The organism is Pseudomonas sp. WT-JTC (genome assembly GCF_056711565.1).
In genome coordinates, this window is the sequence record NZ_CM160042.1 from 5,015,131 (window position 1) to 5,037,706 (window position 22,576).

Here is a 22,576-nt window from a genome sequence, read left to right on the forward strand (position 1 = left end):
CTTTGATTTCTCTGGCTTTGAGCCAATTCAAACAAACGTTTGTATTGGACGCTGAGAGTGGTGTAGATATAATGCGCCACCCAAAGAGAAAGGTGGTCAATCGATTGTCCGCTTCCGGCGCTGCGCCGGGATTCATGGATGCGACACCCAACCTCCAAATTAGAAAAAAAACTGTTGAGCCTTGAGTAGGAGATAACCTGTGGAACGCGAATACATGGAATTCGACGTGGTCATCGTCGGTGCCGGCCCCGCTGGTCTTTCCGCCGCCTGCCGCTTGAAGCAGAAGGCCGCCGAAGCCGGTAAGGAAATCAGCGTCTGCGTGGTCGAAAAAGGCTCCGAAGTCGGTGCTCACATTCTGTCCGGTGCCGTGTTCGAACCACGCGCCCTGAACGAACTGTTCCCGGACTGGAAGGAACTCGGCGCGCCGCTGAACACCCCCGTCACCCGCGACGACATCTTCGTTCTGAAGAACGCTGAAAGCGCGCAGAAAGTTCCAGACTTCTTTGTGCCCAAGACCATGCACAACGAAGGCAACTACATCATCTCCCTGGGCAACCTGTGCCGCTGGCTGGCCCAGCAGGCCGAGAACCTGGGCGTGGAGATCTACCCGGGCTTCGCCGCTCAGGAAGCGCTGTTCGACGAGAATGGCGTGGTGCGCGGGATCATCACCGGTGACCTCGGTGTCGACCGCGAAGGCAATCCGAAGGAAGGCCTGTACACCCCGGGCATGGAACTGCGTGGCAAATACACGCTGTTCGCCGAAGGCTGCCGTGGCCATATCGGCAAGCAACTGATCAAGCGTTTCAACCTCGACAGCGATGCCGACGCCCAGCACTACGGCATCGGCCTGAAGGAAATCTGGGAAGTCGACCCGGCCAAACACCAGCCAGGCCTGGTGGTGCACACCGCCGGTTGGCCGATGGACATCATGGGCGCCGAGAACACCGGCGGCTCGTTCCTCTATCACCTGGAAAACAACCAGGTGGTCGTCGGCCTGATCGTCGACCTGTCCTACAACAACACCTACCTGTCGCCGTTCGACGAGTTCCAGCGCCTCAAGCATCACCCGGTGCTCAAGCAGTACCTGGAAGGCGGCAAGCGCATCAGCTACGGCGCCCGCGCCATCTGCAAGGGCGGCCTGAACTCGCTGCCGAAAATGGTCTTCAAGGGCGGCGCGCTGATCGGTTGCGACCTCGGCACCCTGAACTTCGCCAAGATCAAGGGCAGCCACACCGCGATGAAGTCCGGCATGCTCGCCGCAGAATCGGTGGCTGACGCACTGTTCGCAGAGAAGGACGGCACCGAAGAACTGACCACCTACGTTGACGCGTTCAAGAAGAGCTGGCTCTACGACGAACTGTTCGCCAGCCGCAACTTCGGCCCGGCGATCCACAAGTTCGGCGCCATCGTCGGTGGCGGTTTCAACTGGCTGGACCAGAACATCTTCGGCGGCAAACTGCCGTTCACCCTGCACGACACCAAGCCGGATTACGCGTGCCTGAAACTGGCGGCCGACTGCAAGAAGATCGACTACCCGAAACCGGACGGCAAGATCAGCTTCGACAAACTCAGCTCGGTGTTCATCTCGGGTACCAACCATGAAGAAGAGCAGCCGTGTCACCTGAAGCTGGCTGATGCGAGCATCCCGATCACCAAGAACCTGCCGCTGTACGACGAACCGGCCCAACGCTACTGCCCGGCCGGCGTGTACGAAGTAATCACCAAGGAAGACGGCGAGAAGCGCTTCCAGATCAACGCCCAGAACTGCGTTCACTGCAAGACCTGCGACATCAAGGACCCTGCACAGAACATCACCTGGGTGGCGCCGGAAGGCGCCGGCGGCCCGACTTACCCGAACATGTAAGCCGAACCGCGAACATCAAGGCTCCCGAAACGGGGGCCTTTTTGTTGCCCGCAATTCCGGGCATTACATCATTGCCTGCAGGAGCGAGCTTGCTCGCGAAAAACGCCAATACACCGCGTGCATTCAGACAATACGCGTTAGCGTTATCGACCTTCGCGAGCAAGCTCGCTCCTACAACCGAGCTCCGCCGACAGCCGCGCCGTGACCCCTTTGATCAGGGGAATCAGCTCGGCCATTTTTTCCAGTGGCATGTAAGGCACGGTGCTGGCAATGCTGATCGCCGCCACAATGCGCTTGCTCGCATCACGAATTGGCGCCGCCACGCAGCGGATCGACGGTTCATTGTCTTCCAGATCGAACGCGTAGCCACCGGCCACGTACTCGGTCATGCGCTGCTCAAGCTGTTCCCAAGACTGCTGGGGATGCTGCGGCCAGAACTGACTTTTCCCACCCGCTGGCAGGCTGATGTCGTACAGCCGCTGCCAATCCTGCGGCGAATCATCGAGCATCAACGCCTTGCCAATCCCGGTGCGTGCCAACGGCATGCGATGGCCGACCCGCGAACGCATTTCCGGACCATTGCGCCCCGGATTCTTCAGCAGGTACAAAACCTCGTCGCCTTCGCGAATGCCCAGGTGCACGGTGTCGCCGGTCAACGCCGACAGCTCATCCAGATACGGCCCGGCCAGGGTCACCAAGGGCAATTCTTCACGGGCCTGAAAGCCCAGCTCGATCAGTTTCGGCCCCAGCAGATAACCGACTTGCGGCACCACCCGCAGATAACGCTCGTCGACCAGGCAACTGGCCAGGCGATGGGTGGTACTGCGCGTAGTGCCGATCAGCCGGGCGATTTCCTTGAGATCGCGGGCGCCGCTGGCCACGGCCTGGACCACACCCAACCCGCGAAGCAGGGTCTGGGTACCGGTCGGCGCGGCGTCCTTGGCGATTTTTGGGGCGTCTTCCTGCATATCCAGCCTTTACCGTTGAGCGAGTGAACGGGCGGCATTATGGTCGCCCGGATGCCACGACTACAACTTGATACGCTCGACCTTGCCCACCAGCAGGATGTAGGACAGCGCGCCGATCAATGCCAGCACCGAGATGTAGGTGATCGCCGGAGCAAAGGAATCACCCGTGGCGAGAAAGCCGATCACGATAGGCGTGGCAATCGCCGACAGGTTGCCAATGAAGTTGAACACCCCGCCGGTCAGCCCGAGCAAGCGCGCCGGAGCAAGCGTCGACACCAGCGACCAGGTAATCGAAGCCAGGCCGTTGCCGAAGAATGCGAGCGCGAGGAAGGCAATCACCAGCGGCGTCGACTCGACAAAGTTGGCGCCGATGATCGAGGTGGAAATCAGCAAGCCGCTGATGATCGGCAACTTGCGGGCGAAACCTACCGTGCAGCCGCGACGGATCAAAAAGTCCGAGAAGAAACCGGAACACAGCACACCGACAAACGCGGCGAGAAACGGCAGCGACGCCAACAGGCCGGACTTGATGAAGTCCATGCCACGATATTTCACCAGGTAGGTCGGGAACCAGGTGAGGAAGAACCACAGCGTCGAGTTGAGGCAGAACTGCCCGAGGTAGATGCCCCAGAGCTTGCGCTTGGTGAGGACAATCCCCAGGTCCGTCCAGCTGAATCTGGCTTTGACCCTGGCCTGCTCGGCCTGGATGTCCACCAACCCGCCGCCCTCGCGGATCAAGTCAATTTCCGCGTCATTGGCGCCTTTGAAATCCCGTGGCTCGCGATACACCGCGTACCAGATCACCGCCCACACAATGCCCACCGCACCGGTGGAAACGAACACCATGTGCCAGCCGAATTCGTGCTGGAGCCAGGCCAGCACCGGCGTCAGGAAGGCCAGGCCGACGAACTGCCCGGATGTATAGAAACCGATGGCCGTGGCGCGTTCGCGCTCGGGGAACCAGGTGGTGACCACGCGACTGTTGATCGGATAGGCCGGCGCTTCCAGGGCACCGACCGCCATGCGCAACACGAACAGCGCGATAAAGCTCGCAGCGAAGCCGAGCATCACCGTGGCCACCGACCACAGCAGCAATGCGACGCTGTACAGAATCCGTGGCGGCACGCGGTCCACCAGCCAGCCGCCGGGGATCTGCATGGCGGCGTAGGTCCAGCCGAAGGCGGAGAAAATCAGGCCGACGTGGATCGGATCGATGCCCAGGTCACTGGTCAGCGCCGGGGCGGCAATCGACAGGTTGCTGCGGTCCAGGTAGTTGATCACCACGGTGATGAACAACAGCACCATGATGAAAAAACGCTTGCGGCTGGGCGTCACCAACGACGCCTGCCCGGTGAGAGTTTGCGATTGCATGGCGGGGTGCCTCTTCTTATGTTTATTGAGGTCGATTCGAAACTTCGCGCAGCCCCTTGTAGGAGCGAGCTTGCTCGCGATGGTGTGTCATTCAGCCTGATGTCGACTGACACACCATCGCGAGCAAGCTCGCTCCTACAGGGTTCAGTGGTAGGTCAGGGAGTGATCACCACTCGGCAAAACTGCCGTCGGCATGGCGCCAGATCGGGTTGCGCCAGCGGTGACCGATGGCCGCACGTTCGATCACGTATTCTTCATTGATCTCGATACCCAGGCCCGGGCCGTTCGGGATCTTCACGAAGCCCTGGTCGTAGTCGAACACCCGTGGATCTTTCACGTAGTCGAGCAGGTCGTTGCTCTCGTTGTAATGGATGCCCAGGCTCTGTTCCTGGATGAATGCGTTGTAGCAAGCCGCGTCCAGTTGCAGGCAGGCGGCCAGGGCAATCGGGCCCAGCGGGCAATGCAGCGCCAGCGCCACGTCGTAGGCTTCGGCCATGTTGGCGATCTTGCGCGTCTCGGTGATGCCGCCAGCGTGGGACGCATCCGGCTGGATGATGTCGACATAGCCTTCGCTGAGCACGCGCTTGAAATCCCAGCGCGAGAACAACCGCTCACCGAGGGCAATCGGTGTGCTGGTCAGCGGCGCCAGTTCCTTCAGCGCTTCGTAGTTTTCGCTGAGTACTGGCTCTTCGATGAACATCAGCTTGTACGGATCGAGTTCTTTCATCAGTACCTTGGCCATGGGCTTGTGCACCCGGCCATGGAAGTCCACGCCGATACCCACGTTCGGACCGACCGCATCGCGCACGGCAGCGACATTGGCCAGGGCCTGGTCGACTTTGTCGAACGTATCGAGGAACTGCAGTTCTTCGGTGCCGTTCATTTTCACCGCGGTGAAACCACGCTCGACCGCTTCTTTCGCCGCACGCGCAGTGTCTGCCGGACGGTCGCCGCCGATCCACGAATACACACGAATCCTGTCCCGCACCTGCCCCCCCAGCAGATCGCTGACCGACACGCCCAGCGCCTTGCCCTTGATGTCCCACAAGGCCTGGTCGATACCGGCCAGGGCGCTCATGTGGATAGCGCCACCACGGTAGAAGCCGCCGCGATAGAGCACGGTCCAGATGTCTTCGATGTTGCGGGGGTCTTTGCCGATCAGGTAGTCGGACAATTCTTCAACGGCAGCGGCAACAGTGTGGGCACGGCCTTCGACTACGGGCTCGCCCCAGCCGGTGACGCCTTCGTCGGTTTCTACCTTGAGGAAGCACCAGCGCGGCGGAACGATGAAGGTAGTCAGTTTGGTGATTTTCATCTGTGCTCTCTTTTTATCAATGCAGCTCTTGATAGATGCAGCGCTCGCAGCGCCAAAAAGTCTTAGCGGAGGGCTTTCCAGGCAGCGACGTAAGCCTTGGCATTGGCCGCCACTTGCGCAGGCGTCATGCCCGGTTTGAACAGGCCGGAACCCAGGCCGAAGCCTTTGACGCCTGCGTCGATAAACACCTGCATGTTGTCCGGGGTGATCCCGCCGACCGGCACAAGAAGGGTTCCGGCCGGCAACACCGCCAGCCAGGCTTTGACGACTGCCGGCCCCATCTGCTCGGCCGGAAACATCTTCAGTACATCCGCACCTTCGGCCAACGCCGCGAAGGCTTCGGTCGGCGTGGCGACACCCGGAGACAGGTACAAACCGGCCGCCTTCGCCGCGCGCAGCACCTTGGGATCACTGTGGGGCATGACGATCACCTGGCCGCCCGCCGCTTTCACTTGCTCGACCTGCTCCGGCGTCAACACCGTGCCGGCGCCGATCAGGCAATCGGCAGGCAAGGTACTGCGCAGGATGCGGATACTGTCGTACGGTTCAGGGGAGTTGAGCGGCACTTCGATGACGCGAAATCCGGCGGCGTACAGGACTTCGCCAATGGCGGCAGCTTCCTGTGGACGCAGGCCGCGCAGGATCGCGATCAGGCCGTTTTGCGCCAGCGCTTGTTTGAGCATGTCAGACCTCCAGGCAGGATTAACGGGATGCGGTGGACGTGACCAGGCCGGCGGCGAGCGCCAGTTGCCACAATCCACGTTCGGTGGCCTGTTCGGCCAGGGTCACCCGGGCAAAACCGCAGGCGTCGAGCGCCCGCCTGTAGCGGGCACAGAGTTGGGTATTGCCGATGAGGATGATCGACGGCAGGTGCACGCTGTTGCGCCGACGCCGCTGGACATTGGCCAGGGCCGCCAACTCGTGGCCGATCAGCAGGCCGGACAGGTAATCCGCCTGGGCGGTGGCGCTCAATTCGCCCGTCAGGCCCAGGCTACGGGCGCTGAACATCGTCGACAGCGGACCGGTTTCACCGTCCGTCGACAACGCGACCAGCACGCCGCGATCAAACGCCTCGCCATCGAAGGACCCGCCACGCTGCTGGGTGCGTCCGAGAATGCTGTGCTCGCTGAGCACGGCGAAGACTTCGCCGGTCATGAACGTATCGAAATGCACGATGCAGCCATCGGCCACTTCCACCCATTTCGAATGACTGCCCGGGAGGCCGATCAACAGGTCGGCGCCCGCCTCGTTCGTCAGGTTTTGCAGCACACCGAGCACCTGGGTTTCTTCGCCGCGCATCACGTTCGGCAAACGCGAACGCTGGATGACGCCAGGCACAATGTGCACATCGACGCCGCGCAGGCTACGCACGGTTTGCAAGGAAGTACCAAGGTTGGCGACGTTCGCCGGCGTATCGCGGTAGGCCGCTTCGCGCCATCCCTGGGCGCTGCCGACCATGCCGCAGGCAATCACCGGTAATTGCGGCTGCGCATCTAGCCAGTCGCCGCAAGCTTCGTCGAAGGCCAGTTCGAAACCATCGGTGGATTCGCGGCCGCCAATGATTCGCGGCGCCTTCGGCAGTTGCATGATCCCCGACGACAGCGAACGCTGTTCGAGCACCTGCCCGCCTTCAGCCAGTTTGTAAGCACGTAATGAGGTCGTCCCCCAGTCGAGCGCGATCAATTGCGCCTGCATCGCTTCACCTGTTTTGGTTTTTGGCAGTGAGTGAGCGGGACTATAAACCTGCGCAGGGCAAAATCTCAATATATAAATATCAATCCCATATTATGAGACAAGACAAAAAATATCGCAGCCTTCGACAGCACCCGCAGGCGCTGCCCAAGACTGCGATCTTTTAAAAGCGATCAGTTACCCACTGCGAATTCCCGCAGCACTGCCCCGTCCATCCGATACCGAACCCACTCCTCCTGCGGCTGCGCCCCCAGGGATTTGTAGAATTCGATGGCCGGGGTATTCCACTCCAGCACGCTCCACTCGAAACGGCCGCAGTCGTTGGCGCAGGCGATTTTCGCCAGATGCCGCAGCAGGGTCTTGCCCGCACCGCCGCCGCGCTGTTGCGGGGTGATGTAGAGGTCTTCGAGGTACAGGCAATTGCTGCCAAGCCAGGTGGAATAGCTGAAGAAGAACACCGCGAAACCGATGGGCGCACCGTCGCGCAGGCAGATCAGGCCATGGGCGGTGGCACCTTCGCTGAACAGACTGCGCTCGATGTCGGCAACGCTGGCGATGACTTCATGGCGGGCACGTTCGTAGTCGGCCAGTTCAGTGATGAACGCGAGGATTTGCGGTGCGTCACTGGGGGTCGCCGGGCGGATTTCGATCGTCATGGACGTGCCTTGTCAAAAATGGAAAACGCCATACTAAGTCGGCGCGGTATTTGTGGCGAGGGAACTGTCCCAACACCTGTAGGAGCGAGTTCGCTCGCGATGGTCGTCAACGATTACGTGTGCGGCCTGAATAAATGCGGTGTCCTTGTGTTTTTCGCGAGCAAGCTCGCTCCTACAAAGGGGGTTTACTCCGGCCGGCACTAACCCTGGAATCGATAAACTCGGACCTGACATTCGGGCACTGCGTGGTTAGATAGACGCGCCGCTCATTTATCCGGCCAAGGAACCGCGTCATGTCTACCGCAACACCTCCTGTCTCAAGCAAGTTGTTCGGCCTGTTTTGCCTCGCCAGCTACCTGTTGTCGTTGTCCTACGGCTCGACGTTCTTGCTGTCGTTGCTGATTGGTTCTCGTGGCGGCAACGAACACGACGCCGGAAGTGTAATTTCGGCGGCGATGCTCAGCACCTTTGCGGCGGTGATTGTTTCCGGTCATTTGTCCGACTTGCTCGGTGCCGCCCGATCGGTGGCACTGTTCGGTGTATTGCTGGTAGCGGCCAGCCTGGGCTTCGCCCTGACTCCGGGCTTTGGCCATCTGCTGTTGTTTTTCGGATTGCTGCTGGGCCTGGGCTGGGGTGTGTTCTACACACTCGGCCCGATCATCGTGGCGGGCCTTGTGACACCCGCACAGCGCGCCAGGTACTTCGCTTTGCTGTCGGGCAGCATGATGACCGGGATTGGCAGCGGCCCGTTGCTCGGCCGCGCGGCGACTGTGCTGGGCTATCCGGTGACCGCGGCGTTTTATCTGGCGGCGCTGGCCAGCCTGATCGGAGTCCTGCTGTTCTGGCACCTGGGCCGACAACTGCAACCGGCGCCCGCGCAATCGAGCAGCGTGTCGCGGATTTCCTGGCGTGCAGCGGGTCAAGTGTTGTCGTCAAGGGCCGTTTTCCCGATCATCATGGTCGGTCTCGGCGGCTGTGTGTTTGGCGGTCTGTCGAGCTTTCAAACCAGTTATGCCGCAGCGCGCTCGCTTGACTATTCGCTGTTCTTCCTCGGCTTCATGAGTGCGGCGATCAGTAGTCGCATGCTGGTTGCCGGGTTCGTGGTCAAGCGCGATCCATTGCGTGCATCGTGCCTGCTGTCGGGGCTGATGCTGGCATCGATCGTGATGTTCGGTTTTGTCGTCGACAGCAGCTTCAGCTACGTGCTCGCGGCGGTGATGCTCGGGATCGGCTACGGCCTGACCTACTCGGTGATCAACGGCCTGGCCGCCAATGAAGCGCCGAACGGCACCACCGCGCAATCCTTGCTGCTGTTCAGCCTGTCGTACTTCATCGGCGTGTTCGGCTTTCCCTTGCTGGCCGGGAAGATCATCGTCGAGCAAGGCATGGCCACGCTGTTGCTCACGGTGTTGGCAGTCGCTTCGCTCAACTGGATGATCACCGTGGGCCGATTGATCTGGCGAAGAGCCACGGCGGTCAGGGCACTGGAGCAAGCCTGAGCCGTTCGTCGCTGATAATGCACCCATTCAGATCGAGTGTGGACTAATCAGGTAAGGACTCTAATCGTTGGAGACAACACCATGATCCTGTCCAGGTTGATCGCCCTCGTTCTCGTGGCCCTTTTGTCTACTGCCACTTTCGCCGCGGCCCTCGGTTCCAGCACCGGCCCGACCAATCCGGTGGAAAAACCCAGGGCGCCTGCCATCCAGAGTGCCCCCGGCATGAACACCGATGGCACCACGATCGACCACAAACTGCCACCGTCTACCGGCACAGATCCACGGGTTCAAGGCAATGATGCAGGACGTCAGGGTGGTACGAGTTTGCCAGGCAGCAAAACACCCAGCAGTGGCGGACTTGGCTCGACCACTAGCGGTGACTCGGTTGATGACGACAGCGACAGCCAATAACATCCGGTTTGGAACCACAGAACCCTGTGGGAGCGGGCTTGCTCGCGAAAGCGGTGGTTCTGACACATTGATGCCGGATGTGCCAACGCCTTCGCGAGCAAGTCAGATCGCCGCACCGCCGCTCCCACAGGTGTAATGAGTGTCAGCGCTGTTTCAAACGGTCAATCACGACGGCCAGCAGCAAGATCGAACCCCGAATCACATACTGATAAAACGTATCGATGTTCTTCAGGTTCATCGCATTCTCGATGATCGCCAGGATCAACACCCCGGCAATCACGTGCCGGATCATCCCGATCCCGCCACTCAACGACACCCCGCCCAGCACGCAGGCCGAGATTACGGTCAGTTCGAAACCCTGGCCGATCATCGGCTGCCCCGAGGTCATGCGCGACGCCAGGATGACCCCGGCCAACGCGCCGATCACGCCATGCACGGCGAAGATGATGATCTTGGTCCGGTCGACATTCACCCCGGCCAGCAGCGCCGCTTCCTGGTTGCCGCCAATCGCCATGGTGTTGCGCCCGTAGGTGGTGTAGTTCAGCAGCCAGCCGAAAAACAGGAAGCAGACAATGGTGATCAGGATCGGCACCGGCACGCCGAACAACTGGCCGTTACCGAAGACGAAAAACGATTCCTGGGACACACCCACCGCTTTGCCATTGGCAAAGATGTAGGCCAGGCCACGCACGATCTGCATGGTCGCCAACGTGGTGATCAACGCGTTGACCCGTAGTTTGGCAATGACAATGCCGTTGATCAGCCCGACGATCAGCCCCATCACCAGCGCCGCGCAGACACCGAGAAACACGCTGTTGGTGTCGCGCATCACCACCGCCGCGACCACTCCGGCACAGGCGATCACCGAGCCCACCGACAAGTCGAAATGCCCGGACGCCAGGCAATACAACATCGTGCAGGCAGCAATGCCGGTGGTGGAAATCGCCAGGCCCAGGCCACGCATGTTAAGCGGTGAAAGGAAGTTGTCGATCAGCAAGGTGCAGGCGACAAAGATGCCGACGGCTGCCAGCAGCATCACCCAGTCATCGAGGAAGCGCCGCAGGTCCAGCGGTCTGCGCGTGGTCGGCAGGGTATTGTTTTGGGTTGTCATCATAGTCACCTCTCAGTTCGCCACGCCGTCGGCGCGTTGGCGCGGCAAAGCCAGTTGCAGCAGGTTGGATTCGTTGGCCTGGTCGCGGCTCAGTTCGCCACGCAGCGCGCCTTCACAGAGCACCAGGATGCGGTCGGAAATGCCCATGACTTCCATCAAGTCACTGGACACCACGATCACCGCGATCCCCTCTTTCGCCAGGTTATGGATGATCTGGTAGATCTCGGCCTTGGCACCGATGTCGATGCCGCGGGTGGGTTCGTCAAGCAGCAGCACCTTCATCGGCATCGACAGCCAGCGGCCGAGAATGGCCTTCTGCTGATTACCGCCGGAAAGAAACTTGATCTGCTGCCCGGCGTGTGGCGTTTTCACCTTGAGCGCCTTGATCTGCCGGTCGGCGTTGTCCTTTTCCCACAAGCCGCGCAACAGGCAGCCGAAGGTGGAATGGGCGCCGCGTGCGCTGATGTTGATGTTCTCGGCGACGCTGGCCAGCGGCAGGATGCCCTCCTTCTTGCGGTCCTCGGGGCACAACAGGATTCCGGCGGCAATGGCGTCCCGGGGTGAATGCAGTTGCAGTTCATGGCCTCGCAGCTCCAGGCGTCCGGCGCTGTTGCGCGCCAGGCCGCTGAGCAGGCGCAGCAGCTCGGTGCGACCGGCGCCAACCAGGCCGAACAGGCCGAGGATTTCGCCTTTGTGCACCTCGAAACTCACCGGCTCGCGTAACCCGGGCCCGAGCAAACCGTCGACCTTGAGCGCCACGGCGCCGCGTTGGCGGGGGCGGTAATCGTAGATGTCCTGGATGTCGCGCCCGACCATGCAGGTGACCAATTGATCGTGGGTCAACTGGCTCATGTCGTCGAACGTGCGCACGTACCGCCCGTCCTTGAACACCGTCACTGCATCACAGATGCGGAACACCTCTTCCATGCGATGAGAGACATAGAGCACCACTTTGCCCTCATCCCGCAGCCGGCCGATGATCGCCATCAAGCGCTCGATCTCCCGTGCCGAAAGGCTGCTGGTGGGTTCGTCGAAGGCAATCACATGGGCGCCACGGGACAACGCCTTGGCAATTTCCACCAGCTGTCGCTGGCCGAGGGACAGGCGCCCGACTTTCTCCTGCGGGTCGATTTCATCGGCCAGGCCTTTGAGACAGGCCAGTGCCTTTTGGCGCAGGGTAACGCGATTGATCAGGCCGAAACTGGCTGGCAGATGCCCGAGAAACAGGTTCTCCGCCACGCTCATTTCCGGCACCAGATGCAGCTCCTGATGGATCACCGCGACGCCACTGCCGATGCTGTCGGCGGTGGACTTGAAGTCCATCGTCCGCTCGCCGATCTGCAAGGCACCGCTGCTGGGAATGTAGGCCCCGCCGAGGATTTTCAGCAGCGTCGACTTGCCGGCGCCGTTCTCGCCCATCAAGGCATGAACCTGCCCCGGATGGGCGACGAAGCTGATGTTGTCCAGCGCCTTGACCCCGGGAAAGGTCTTGCCGATCCCGTTGAAGCGCAAGCTGCCGCTGTTTTGTCGTGTATTTGTTTGCGCGTGCATAACCCACCTCTTCACACCGATCAGGCAGCCCCGTCGCCGAGGCCGCCACTGAAATCAAACAGCCGTCAGTTCCACAGGCCGATCTTTTCCAGTTCCTGCTTGAAGTTGTCGCGGGTGATCAGTGTCACATCGTCCATGGCGGTGAATTTCGCCGGTTCAGTGCCGGTGGTGACCCACTCGTACATCATGCTTGCGGTGTTGTAGCCCTCGATGTGCGGGCTCGGCAGCATCGAGCCATAGAAGCCGCTGTGGGGTTTCTTCAGCTCGCCGATGGCGTCAGTACCGTTGATGCCAATGCCGATCACGTTGGCCGCAGCGAAGCCTGCGCTCTCGGTGGCACGCACGCCGCCGAGCACGGTGTTGTCGTTCATGCCGCCGATGATCAGGTTCTTCGCCGCACCCGGCAGTTTCACCAGGGCCGAGTTGGTGGCGTCCATGCTACCCGGCACATCGAGGGTTTTCAGGGCCGCGAACAGGATGTGGTCTTTCGGCATGCCGGCATCTTGCAGGGCTTTCACCGAACCGTCGGTGCGCTTCTTGCCGGTATCGAGTTCGTTGTAGGTGTTGATCACCGCATAGGTGTCTTTCCAGTCCCAGCCGCGCTTCTTCGCCTCAGTGGCCATGGCACTGCCCTGCTTCTGGCCGACTTCGAACGCAGCCATACCGAGGTACGGCACGTCTTCCATGAACTTGCCGCTGGCATCGACGAAACGGTCATCGACGGCGATCACTTTCAACCCGTTGAGCTTGGCCTTGGCCATGATCGCCGGGCCGAGGGACACGTCTGGCGGACAGATCACGAACCCCTTGGCGCCATTGGCCGCAAGACTGTCGATTGCAGACAGGGTTTTCTCACCGTCCGGCACGGCGATCTTGATCAGGGTGAAACCCTTCTCTTTCCCGGCCTTTTCGGCAAATGCCCATTCGGTCTGGAACCAGGGCTCCTCCGCTTGCTTGACCAGGAAACCGATTTTCACTTCCTCGGCCGCCAGCAGCGTGCTGCTCAGGCTGACCGCCGAGACCGCCAAAGCGGCACAGCACAGGGAACGGATAGCATGACGACGATTCATAAGCAGACTCCTTGTTATTGTTCTTGAGCGTTCTTTGTAAGCCAATGGGCGGTAAAACCGCACCACCAATAGTCATATCATATGATGATTGCATTTTGGACGCAGTAAGGCGCCCACGTAACCGATCACTCAGTCGTGGTACATCACCGAGCGCCCACCATCGATGGTGATGCATGAGGCGTTGATGAAGGGCGCTTCATCACTGGCCAGGAACACGGCAGTCATTGCCACTTCAATCGGCTGCCCGATCCGGCGTGGCGGATGCAGGTCAAACGCGCGCTGGCGTTCGGCATGGGGGTCGGCGAAACCGTTCCAGTAATCGATGTTGATCTGGGTTTCGATGTAGCCCGGTGCGATGGCATTCACGCGGATGCCCCTGGACGCATATTCGATGCCCAGCGCGCGGGTCAGGCCGAGCAGGCCATGCTTGGCCACCGGGTACGGGAAGCAGCCCGGAATGATGTGGGAGGAATGGGTGGAGGCAATGTTGATGATGCTGCCGATACCCTGCTCGATCATCTGCGGCAACACCGCCTTGCAGCCGTACCACGCACCATCCAGGTCAATGGCAAAGCAGCGGCGCCAGTCTTCCTCGGTCATTTCCAGCGGATCACGGAACACGTTGACCCCGGCGCAGTTGACCAGCACATCGATCCGGCCGTGCAGGTCGATTGCCAGCCTGGCCATGGCCTGCAGATCCTGCTGGCGCGACACGTCGGCCTTGATCGCCACCACATCGGCGCCTTGACCGCGCCAGTATGCCGCGACCTTCTCGACTTTCTCGGCCTGAATGTCGCTGATGATCAGCCTGGCTTGCTGGGATGCAAAGGTCGCCACAATCGCTTCGCCAATGCCCTGGGCGGCACCGGTCAGCAATACGACCTTGTTTTTCAGGCGTTCGCCCTTCGGTGGTTCGGGTACCGGTGGCAATGACAACGGTTCAGCCATGGATCAGGACTCCTGTTCGAAAACACGACGAAAACCGGGCATCTGTCGATGTCCGGTAAAAAGGCGCTGAGTAAGAAACAGGTGGGTGCGAAACCGTTTCAGCTTGAAAACGGTCCGAGGCCTTGTCTCCACAAGGGAGTGCGAGGGAACTTCGCTGCATCACTTCACCTGTTTTGTTTTTTTAAGTGTGAGTGCATGTCACTGGTGAGGCCGACTATAAACCCGGCCCGCTTAAAATCTCAATATATATATTTACATCCCATATTATGGGATTTATCCAGCAAAACGCGTGCAATACTTTCCAGGCACATCCACTGGTATCGACAATACGGCCCCATCCAACGGATGGCCCAGCGGACTTGCCGCGCTGGTGATGTACAGGGTTTTCAGGTCCGCACCGCCGAACACGCAACTGGTGGGACGACTGATCGGCAGCTCGATGATCCGATCGACTTTGCCGTCAGGACTCAACCTGAGCAGGCAGCTACCGTCCCAACGGGCATTCCAGATAAAACCTTCGGCATCCATCGCCGAACCGTCCGGGCCGCCGCGCCCATGTGGGCCAAACCAGGCCTGCGGCGCATCGAGGGCTCCGTCGGTACGGATGAAATGTCGATACAAGGTGCCATCGAGGCTGTCGCCGAAATAAACGCTGGTGCCGTCATCGCTCCACAACAGCGTATTGGGGATGCCCAGCCCTCGGAGCAGCGGCATGACCCAAGCGTCCCGATCAATGCGGAACAGCCCGCCGGAGCGCCGTTCGATGGGCAAGTCTGCGCCCCGCTCGTCGATGTTGTTTTGCATGGTGCCGAGCCAGAGCCGGCCCTGGGCATCGCAGCGGGCTTCGTTGGGGCGGTTGCCCGGTTGCGGATCGGCCACACAGAACAATGTCAGGCGCGGGTCCAGCCCGGGTGAGTCCAGGTCCAGCCGATACACGCCACTGTTCAGTGTCACCAGGGCGTCGCCGCTGACGCAGGGGATGAACGCCGATACATGCTCCGGCATCTGCCAGATCTGCACATTGGCGCCGATCAGCCGCAACGCCTGTTTACCGGCAATATCCACCCAATACAGGGCCTGGGTCGGCGCATCCCAGAACGGGCCCTCGCCCAGTTTTGCCCGATGCCCGGTAACCGCCGTGAACGTCATGAAACCTCCTGCAGTGTTCTTGTTTTTATGATGTAGGAGCCAGCTTGCTGGCGATGGTGTGTCAGTCGACCTCGTGCTAGCTGATACACCTTCGCGAGCAAGCTCGCTCCTACAGCAGCTCTTCGTTCTCAGCTGGCTTTTCTATCAGCCATGACTTGCGGGTAGTAACGCTTGATCGCCAGGGCGGCGTTATCGATCAGGGTCATGCAGGCCCAGACACCCCGGGCGGTGTCACGGGCCGCGATTGCCTCGGCCAGGTCCCGGTGAATCGGCAAGGTACGACGCAGTTCATCCGGGTCGGCGGCGGACACTTCAAAGGCCACTGCCAGTAAGGCGCCGAGGGCGGGAACCATCTGTTCTATGAATTGATTGTGGCTGGCAGCGAGGATGCACTCGTGAAAGAACTGGTCGGCGCGGTTGTAGTCAATGCCGCTGTCCACCGCCCGTTCCAGCGCGTTGCAGGCCATCAGGATAGCGTCCACTTGCTCGCCCGTTGCGCGCTCGCAAGCCCAGCGCACGGCCATCGGTTCGATGGTGCGACGCAGGTCGAGCAGATCGTCGACGAAGTTTTCCGGCAAGCCGCTGCGCGACAACCAGCCGACGACCTGTGGATCGAAGAGGTTCCAGCGCCGCACCGGCAACACCCGCGTGCCTACTTTCGGACCGACCTCGAGCATGCCTTTGGCAACCAGGGTCTTGATCGCTTCGCGGATCACCGTGCGGCTCACGCCAAGTTGTTCGCCGAGGTCGGCTTCGACCTTGAGCGACTCACCCGGCTTGACCTGCCCCGTGGCGAGCCAGCATCCCAACCAGTCAACCGTCGATGCATGAAAACTGCTGGACATGGACACCTCAAAGCCGTTCGCAATGGAAGCCCACGCTAATCATCATACGATTGGATGTCAATTTGATTCTTTGGAGAAACTCATAAGCCTAATGTGGGAGCGGCGGTGCGACGATTCGACTTGCTCGCGAAGACGGAGTCACATCCGACAAAGATGTCGGCTGACCCGGCGCTTTCGCGAGCAAGTCGAATCGTCGCACCGCCGCTCCCACAGGGTTATGCGTCAGGGCTCGAGACCAATGGGGAAAAACTCGCCGCCACTCCAGACGCCGAGCCAGCGCTGGCCGTCGATTTCGCGACTCACCGCCAGCTCCACGAGTTGATAGAACACATTGCGGTGAATCAATGCTTCAAGATTGCTGCGCACATGTACGTAAGGAGCTGGCTCCTGCGTTACCGGGTCGATGACCACCCGCATCGGGTGCTCGCTACCTGCCTCGGTGGTTTCATCGACATTGGTGGTAAAGCGCAACACCTGAGCCTCGCCTTCGCCTTCCACATCCACCGCAATCGCCACGAACGGCGCATCGTCGACCTTGATGCCGACCTTTTCCACCGGAGTGATCAGGAAATAATCATCGCCATCGCGGCGGATGATGGTGGAGAACAGCTTGACCATCGGCTTGCGCCCGATCGGCGTGCCCAGGTAATACCAGGTGCCGTCGCGGGCAATGCGCATATCGATGTCGCCGCAGAAATCGGGATTCCACAGGTGCACCGGCGGCAAGCCTTGGGTCTTGGGGATTTGCCCCAGCAGGTCGTTGGCTTTTTGCGGGCCACTCATGGCGTTCTCCTTGGCATTACTGGTCGCTGATCCCCAGCAGGCTGCGCGCATATTGTTCCAGCGGCGGGCCCATCAGGTCTTCGGGTTTTTTATCGTGGAACGTCAGTAAACCGCCACGACTCTTGATGGTTGCAGTATCAATCAAATACTGGGTGCTGGTCTCGATCAACATGATCTGAATCATACCGCTGTCGATGCCGAGGCGGTCCAGGGCTTCCTGATCCAGCCACTCGTCAGAGTTGCCGATACGGTCGTCAGACTTGGCAAATCGGGTGTAGAGCAGGTAGTGCGCACCGGCGGCACGGGCTTCGCCCATGGCCTGGTCGAGGCCCTCCGGTGTACGGGCACGGCGGACCATCGGGAAGTATTCGACGAAGCCATCGAATGCGACTTCGGCAATCACGTTGGGCCGTGGGTAAAGGGCGCTGCCCGGCGGCATGAAAGCGCCTTGGGCGATATAGACGAACGAGTCCGGCTGAATGCGCAGGTTGTTTACGCGACGGCTGTCGCTGTGATCGAGCAACCCCGCATCGCTCATATGGTAACGAGTCCCTTCGGCCATATCGCTGACGTTCATGCAGCCACCAAGTGCCAAAACGGCCAGCAGCAAAACCAGGCTACGCATCCTATCCTCCAGAGGCCAGTGTCGGAAAACCGGCGAATGGCCGTAGGATGCAGCTTTTGCGCCAGCTCATGAGCATTGTTGGCTTATCTATAGCCATCGCGAGCAAGCTCGCTCCTACACGGAGCGTGGCTTGCCCGCGATGAGGCCGGTTCAACCGCCGATGATTTTCATGACAGTCGCGCCACCAGAGAACGCCACTTCCTGCTTGTCGCCCAAGGCTTTCACCAGAAGGCGTTGCAAGGCCGGCAGCGCCTGGTGACGGGGCTTGTCCAGCAGGTCGCCGATGTAATGGCGATTGCTCGACGACAGGCAGCCATGCAGCCACCCGGTGGAGGACAGACGAAGTCGCGAGCAGGTGCGGCAGAAAGGCACGCTTTCGTTGGCGATCACGCCGAAATGACCCTGGCCGGGAATTTCATAGCGAACGGCCGTCGCATCGATCGGGGCATCGGCCTGCAGATATTCGTAGCGCTCGCCGATCAGGCTCAGCAGTTGCTGGAGGCTGACGAACTGTTGCAGAAAAGCATTGGAATCGTTGGCCAGGTGGCCCATGCGCATCAGTTCGATGAAGCGCAATTCATAACCGCGCTCCAGACAGTAGTCGAGCAACGGCATCACTTGATCGAGGTTCTGCCCGCGCAGCGGTACCATGTTGACCTTGATCTTCATGCCGGCCGCACTGGCCTCGCTCATGCCGTTGAGCACGGTGGCCAAGTCGCCGCCCCTGGCAATGCCGCGGAACGCACTGGCGTCGAGGGTATCGAGGGAGACGTTGAGGCGCCGAATGCCGGCGTCCACCAGCAGCGGCAGTTTCTTCGCCAGCAACTGACCATTGGTGGTCAGGCTGATGTCTTCCAGGCCCATCTTCCCGACCGCCGTCATGAACGCTTCGAGTTTCGGGCTGACCAGCGGCTCGCCGCCGGTAATGCGCAGACGCTCGATCCCCGCCGCTTCAATCAGGTAAGCCACACCGCGCGCCATGGCTTCGGCCGACAATTCATCCTGCGCAGCCACCAGCCGCTTGCCGTTGGGCACGCAGTAGGTGCAGGCGTAATTGCAGGCAGAGGTCAGACTGATTCGCAAGTTGCGAAAACGCCTGCCTTGACGGTCAACGATCATGGTCACTCCGGCGGAAGAATATCGGGCCGCTAAAACTTGACTCAGAAATCAAGTTTTAGCAAGTCCTCTACCTGAGTATATTCCTGCGGTACCGCGCCAAGTAGCGAAATCATGGCGCAATAAGGCAACTGAATGGCTCAGCTGCTCGGAGTGTCGGTGTCGCGCTTGCGCTTGTTGCCCATGCGCACGCCGATGTCCATGAGGAACTGGAAGAAACCTTCCTGGTCTTCCAGCACGTTGCTCCAGAACGGCGAGTGATACAGCGCGACGGCACCGTGCACCAGCGCCCAGGACGCGCAGTAATGGAAGTACGGTGGCACGTCTTCAAGCTTGCCTTCGCTGATCCGGCCCTTGATCAGCAAGGTCAGGCGTTCGAAGTTCGAGGCACGGATCTTGTGCAGCTCCTCGATCATCTCCGGTACCTGGTTGCCCTTGACCACTTTCTCTTCGAGGCGGTCGAACAGGCGATAGCGTTGAGGATCGCGCATGCGGAATTCGAAGTACGCACGGGACAGGGCTTCCTTGTCCTTGTCGACATCGGCCGAATGCAGCAATTCGTTCAAATCGCGCTCGTAGTCGAGCATCAGGCGCAGATAGATTTCCGCCTTGGATTTGAAGTGCTTGTAGATCGTGCCTTTGCCGATACCGACGGCATCAGCAATCATCTCGACGGTGACACTGTCTTCACCTTGTTCGAGGAACAGCTTGAGCGCGGTATCGAGAATTTCCTGCTCGCGGCGACGAAACTCACGGACCTTACGAGGTTCTTTATGCATAAGAAAAGGTCTGTCGGGTCAAAATTCGAAGCCGCGTATTATGCCTAACTTGCGCAAAAATGCACGGATCATCCGACCATATCTGTGCTTTCTGGTCATTCCGCGCACGTTTGCAGCCTGATGAGAACGCTTCCGAAGCGCACGTATTCCAAATTTGTTTAAAAACCCGTGCCACCAAACTGGACTAGGCGCAATCCTGATCAATACTTGAAATGTCGGCGGGGCATCTCCCCCAAGTGTCACGCTGATATTGGTACCAACGGACCGCGTGCCATTGTTTTACTCCTAATGGTCTTAACCCGGATTCACCCCCCAGAACCCGGGTTTTTTTTGCCTGCGATTTAACCTTTTACGTGTGCCAGCGGGAACAGCCGCTTGAAATTGGCCGTGGTCTGCTCGGCAAACCGCTCGTAGGATTCACCGCGCAACATTGCCAGGAATTCCGCTACTTCACGCACGTACTGCGGCAGGTTTGGCTTGCCCCGATAGGGAATCGGCGCCAGGTATGGCGAGTCGGTTTCCACCAGCAGTCGGTCGGCCGGCACCTTGCTGGCCACATCGCGCAACGCATCGGCATTGCGGAAAGTGACAATTCCGGACAGGGAAATGTAATAGCCCATGTCCAGCGCGGCCTTCGCCATTTCCCAGTCTTCGGTAAAGCAGTGCAATACGCCCGCCTGGGACAGCGCCGCCTCACGCAGCAAGTCCAGGGTATCGGTGCGGGCCCCGCGGGTATGGATGATCACCGGTTTGCCGGTCTGCTGCGCCGCCTGCAGGTGCAGGCGAAAGGATTCCTGCTGCAACTGCGCCGCTTCCGGCTCGTAATGGTAATCGAGGCCGGTTTCGCCGATGGCGACCACACGCGGGTGATTGAGCTCCTGCAACAGCCAGTCCAGCGCTGGCGCGGCGCCCGGCTGCACATCCAGAGGGTGCACGCCCACCGAGCAGTCGACGTCGTCATAACGTTCGGCCAGGGCCTTGACGTCGGCCGCGTTGTCCGCGCTGACACCGATACACAGAAAGTGCCCCACCCCGCGTTGCCGGGCAGCCTCCAGGGCAGCATCCAGGGAGCCGTCGTGGGCGGCCAGGTCGAGACGATCAAGGTGACAATGGGAATCTACGAGCATAAAGGGCTGCAACTTACATCGAATGGGTGGGACGGTCGGGTGTTCTGATAATCAGAGTCTAGGCGCAGGCAGTCATCTTTGGGCAGGCAACGACGCCCATTGCACCAGCAATGCCTCCAGCAGCAGGGCTGGATTGAGGTTGGCCTTGCTCAAGACTTTCTGGCGCTGAGCGAGGATCCAGTCCTGAATATCGAGGACTTTGCCCTGGGCGCTTTTCTGCGCCAGGTATTGCACGACTTTGCGCATGTCGGCCAGGCCGAGGCCGGCTTCGTCCTGGGTCAACTGATAGCGCAGGATCAGGTTCGACCAATCGCAGAACCAGTCGAACAGGCGCAGCATCGGAATGTTTTTCCATTCCTCTGCCAGTTGCGTTGGCGACTGCTGTTGCTTGAGGAGTTTCTTCACCCCTTCGACCACTTGCGTGCGCTGTTCACGCACGCCCTGGGCCTGAAGGTTGACCGCCGCCAGTGGCGAACCGGCGGCCAGCGTCAGCAGTTCGACGCGCTCTTCTTCGGAACACTCCGGCAACGCCTGAGCCAGCCACTTCAAGCTCATGGCCTCGCCCGGCAGCGGACAGGCCTGCTGAACGCAACGACTCTTGATGGTTGGCAACAAACGGCTCGGCTGATGACTGACCAGCAACAGAACCGTATCGCCGGACGGTTCTTCAAGGCTCTTGAGCAAGGCATTGGCGGCGTTGATGTTCATCGACTCGACCGGCTCGATCAGCACCACTTTGCGACCGCCCAACTGCGCAGTCTGCACCACGAAACTGACCAGATCGCGAACCTGATCGACCTTGATCGCCTTGTCGGCTTCTTCCGGCTCCAGGATGTAGTTATCCGGGTGGCTGCCAGCCTTGAGCAACAGGCAGGATTTACATTCGCCGCAGGCGTCCAGCGCGATCGGGCGCTGGCACAGCAGGCTGGCCATCAGGCGCTCGGCCAGTGCCCGCTTGCCGATCCCGGCCGGGCCATGCAGCAGGTAGGCGTGCGCATGCTGGGCGCGACCCGCCAGGTGCTGCCAAAGGGTTTCCTGCCACGGATAGGCCTCAGCCACGGCTCAACTCCAGCAGGCGCGGCAACAAGGCATCCAGCGATTGCTGAACCTGTGCCAAAGGTTGGGCAGCATCGACCAGCACATAACGCGCCGGATCCGCCTCGGCCCGCTTGAGGAAGGCATTGCGCACGGCATCGAAAAAGGCCCGGCCTTCGAGCTCGAAGCGATCCAGGCGACCGCGAGCACTGGCGCGGGCCAATCCCACCTCGACTGGCAGATCGAAAATCAGCGTGAGGTCCGGGCGCAGATCGCCTTGAACGAAGGTTTCCAGGGTCGCAATGCGCTCCAGCGACAAGCCGCGACCACCGCCCTGGTAGGCGTATGTCGAATCGGTAAAACGATCACACAAGACCACGGCACCGCGGGCCAGCGCCGGGCGAATCACTTCAGCCAGGTGCTGGGCACGCGCGGCGAACACCAACAGCAGTTCCGTATCCGGGTTCATGACTTCGGCGACGGGGGCCAACAGAACATCACGGATGCGCTCGGCCAATGGCGTGCCGCCCGGCTCGCGGGTCAGCACCACCTCGATGCCGGCAGCGCGCAAGCGCTCGGCCAGGTATTCGCGATTGGTGCTCTTGCCGGCGCCTTCCGGGCCTTCCAGAGTAATAAACAAGCCAGTCACAGGCAGTCCTTA

The 22,576-nt window shown here is 60.4% G+C and carries 22 protein-coding genes; 3 read left to right on the forward strand and 19 right to left on the reverse strand.

Features of this window, described 5'->3' with window-relative positions; all coding sequences use genetic code 11:
• The first annotated feature begins 199 nt into the window (after positions 1 to 199).
• Positions 200 to 1,864 carry an electron transfer flavoprotein-ubiquinone oxidoreductase gene (locus AC06G5_RS22665; protein WP_480458337.1) on the forward strand — a complete coding sequence of 555 codons (1,665 nt, stop codon included), beginning with the start codon at positions 200 to 202 and terminating at the stop codon, positions 1,862 to 1,864.
• A 143-nt stretch (positions 1,865 to 2,007) separates the two neighbouring features.
• Here the strand turns inward: AC06G5_RS22665 and AC06G5_RS22670 are convergent, their stop codons facing one another.
• The 6 genes from AC06G5_RS22670 to AC06G5_RS22695 form a co-directional block, all read right to left on the reverse strand.
• A complete protein-coding gene (locus tag AC06G5_RS22670) occupies positions 2,008 to 2,832 on the reverse strand; it encodes an IclR family transcriptional regulator (protein ID WP_413422703.1) in 825 nt (274 codons plus the stop codon).
• Positions 2,833 to 2,892: 60 nt separating this feature from the next.
• Positions 2,893 to 4,203, reverse strand: coding sequence for an MFS transporter (locus tag AC06G5_RS22675; protein WP_413422701.1), 1,311 nt, complete (start codon positions 4,201 to 4,203; stop codon positions 2,893 to 2,895).
• A gap of 166 nt (positions 4,204 to 4,369) precedes the next feature.
• Positions 4,370 to 5,518, reverse strand: a complete 1,149-nt coding sequence (gene dgoD / locus AC06G5_RS22680) for a galactonate dehydratase (protein WP_085715455.1) — start codon at positions 5,516 to 5,518, stop codon at positions 4,370 to 4,372.
• A 62-nt stretch (positions 5,519 to 5,580) separates the two neighbouring features.
• The gene (locus AC06G5_RS22685; protein ID WP_413704204.1) at positions 5,581 to 6,201 is read right to left on the reverse strand and encodes a 2-dehydro-3-deoxy-6-phosphogalactonate aldolase; all 621 of its coding nucleotides are present in this window, start codon (positions 6,199 to 6,201) and stop codon (positions 5,581 to 5,583) included.
• Between the two features lie 19 nt (positions 6,202 to 6,220).
• Positions 6,221 to 7,213 carry a 2-dehydro-3-deoxygalactonokinase gene (locus AC06G5_RS22690; RefSeq protein WP_413422695.1) on the reverse strand — a complete coding sequence of 331 codons (993 nt, stop codon included), beginning with the start codon at positions 7,211 to 7,213 and terminating at the stop codon, positions 6,221 to 6,223.
• Between the two features lie 170 nt (positions 7,214 to 7,383).
• Complete coding sequence (locus tag AC06G5_RS22695; RefSeq protein WP_480458338.1) at positions 7,384 to 7,866, reverse strand: N-acetyltransferase family protein; 483 nt, start codon at positions 7,864 to 7,866, stop codon at positions 7,384 to 7,386.
• A 293-nt stretch (positions 7,867 to 8,159) separates the two neighbouring features.
• On the opposite strand from AC06G5_RS22695, the gene AC06G5_RS22700 reads away from it, so the two are divergent.
• Both AC06G5_RS22700 and AC06G5_RS22705 read left to right on the forward strand, forming a co-directional pair.
• Positions 8,160 to 9,365: an MFS transporter gene (locus tag AC06G5_RS22700; protein WP_413704203.1), complete on the forward strand. Its 1,206-nt coding sequence runs from the start codon at positions 8,160 to 8,162 to the stop codon at positions 9,363 to 9,365.
• An 81-nt stretch (positions 9,366 to 9,446) separates the two neighbouring features.
• On the forward strand, positions 9,447 to 9,776 hold the full coding sequence (locus AC06G5_RS22705; RefSeq protein WP_413422689.1) for a hypothetical protein: 330 nt from the start codon (positions 9,447 to 9,449) through the stop codon (positions 9,774 to 9,776).
• A 142-nt stretch (positions 9,777 to 9,918) separates the two neighbouring features.
• On the opposite strand, the gene araH is transcribed toward AC06G5_RS22705, so the two are convergent.
• From araH to tmk, 13 genes are all read right to left on the reverse strand, one after another.
• Positions 9,919 to 10,887, reverse strand: a complete 969-nt coding sequence (gene araH, locus AC06G5_RS22710) for an L-arabinose ABC transporter permease AraH (protein ID WP_413422687.1) — start codon at positions 10,885 to 10,887, stop codon at positions 9,919 to 9,921.
• A gap of 12 nt (positions 10,888 to 10,899) precedes the next feature.
• Positions 10,900 to 12,438, reverse strand: coding sequence for an L-arabinose ABC transporter ATP-binding protein AraG (araG, locus tag AC06G5_RS22715; protein WP_480458339.1), 1,539 nt, complete (start codon positions 12,436 to 12,438; stop codon positions 10,900 to 10,902).
• A gap of 65 nt (positions 12,439 to 12,503) precedes the next feature.
• Positions 12,504 to 13,508 (reverse strand): substrate-binding domain-containing protein, encoded by a 1,005-nt coding sequence (locus tag AC06G5_RS22720; protein WP_480458340.1) that lies wholly within the window; start codon positions 13,506 to 13,508, stop codon positions 12,504 to 12,506.
• A gap of 129 nt (positions 13,509 to 13,637) precedes the next feature.
• On the reverse strand, positions 13,638 to 14,456 hold the full coding sequence (locus tag AC06G5_RS22725; protein WP_413422681.1) for an SDR family oxidoreductase: 819 nt from the start codon (positions 14,454 to 14,456) through the stop codon (positions 13,638 to 13,640).
• A gap of 273 nt (positions 14,457 to 14,729) precedes the next feature.
• On the reverse strand, positions 14,730 to 15,605 hold the full coding sequence (locus tag AC06G5_RS22730) for an SMP-30/gluconolactonase/LRE family protein (protein ID WP_480458341.1): 876 nt from the start codon (positions 15,603 to 15,605) through the stop codon (positions 14,730 to 14,732).
• A gap of 128 nt (positions 15,606 to 15,733) precedes the next feature.
• Positions 15,734 to 16,450, reverse strand: coding sequence for a FadR/GntR family transcriptional regulator (locus AC06G5_RS22735; RefSeq protein WP_413422677.1), 717 nt, complete (start codon positions 16,448 to 16,450; stop codon positions 15,734 to 15,736).
• A gap of 222 nt (positions 16,451 to 16,672) precedes the next feature.
• Entirely contained in the window at positions 16,673 to 17,233 is a 561-nt protein-coding gene (locus AC06G5_RS22740) for a DUF1285 domain-containing protein (RefSeq protein ID WP_413704199.1), read from the reverse strand.
• A gap of 16 nt (positions 17,234 to 17,249) precedes the next feature.
• Complete coding sequence (locus tag AC06G5_RS22745; RefSeq protein WP_413422673.1) at positions 17,250 to 17,858, reverse strand: DUF4823 domain-containing protein; 609 nt, start codon at positions 17,856 to 17,858, stop codon at positions 17,250 to 17,252.
• 150 nt (positions 17,859 to 18,008) lie between these two features.
• Positions 18,009 to 18,977, reverse strand: coding sequence for a GTP 3',8-cyclase MoaA (locus tag AC06G5_RS22750; RefSeq protein ID WP_413422671.1), 969 nt, complete (start codon positions 18,975 to 18,977; stop codon positions 18,009 to 18,011).
• Between the two features lie 137 nt (positions 18,978 to 19,114).
• Complete coding sequence (locus AC06G5_RS22755) at positions 19,115 to 19,753, reverse strand: TetR/AcrR family transcriptional regulator (RefSeq protein ID WP_034149949.1); 639 nt, start codon at positions 19,751 to 19,753, stop codon at positions 19,115 to 19,117.
• Positions 19,754 to 20,094: 341 nt separating this feature from the next.
• Positions 20,095 to 20,880 carry a TatD family hydrolase gene (locus AC06G5_RS22760; protein WP_480458342.1) on the reverse strand — a complete coding sequence of 262 codons (786 nt, stop codon included), beginning with the start codon at positions 20,878 to 20,880 and terminating at the stop codon, positions 20,095 to 20,097.
• Between the two features lie 72 nt (positions 20,881 to 20,952).
• The gene (locus AC06G5_RS22765; RefSeq protein WP_480458344.1) at positions 20,953 to 21,939 is read right to left on the reverse strand and encodes a DNA polymerase III subunit delta'; all 987 of its coding nucleotides are present in this window, start codon (positions 21,937 to 21,939) and stop codon (positions 20,953 to 20,955) included.
• A complete protein-coding gene (gene tmk, locus AC06G5_RS22770) occupies positions 21,932 to 22,564 on the reverse strand; it encodes a dTMP kinase (RefSeq protein ID WP_480458345.1) in 633 nt (210 codons plus the stop codon). Before tmk ends, AC06G5_RS22765 begins: the two co-directional genes overlap by 8 nt.
• Between the last annotated feature and the right edge of the window lie 12 nt (positions 22,565 to 22,576).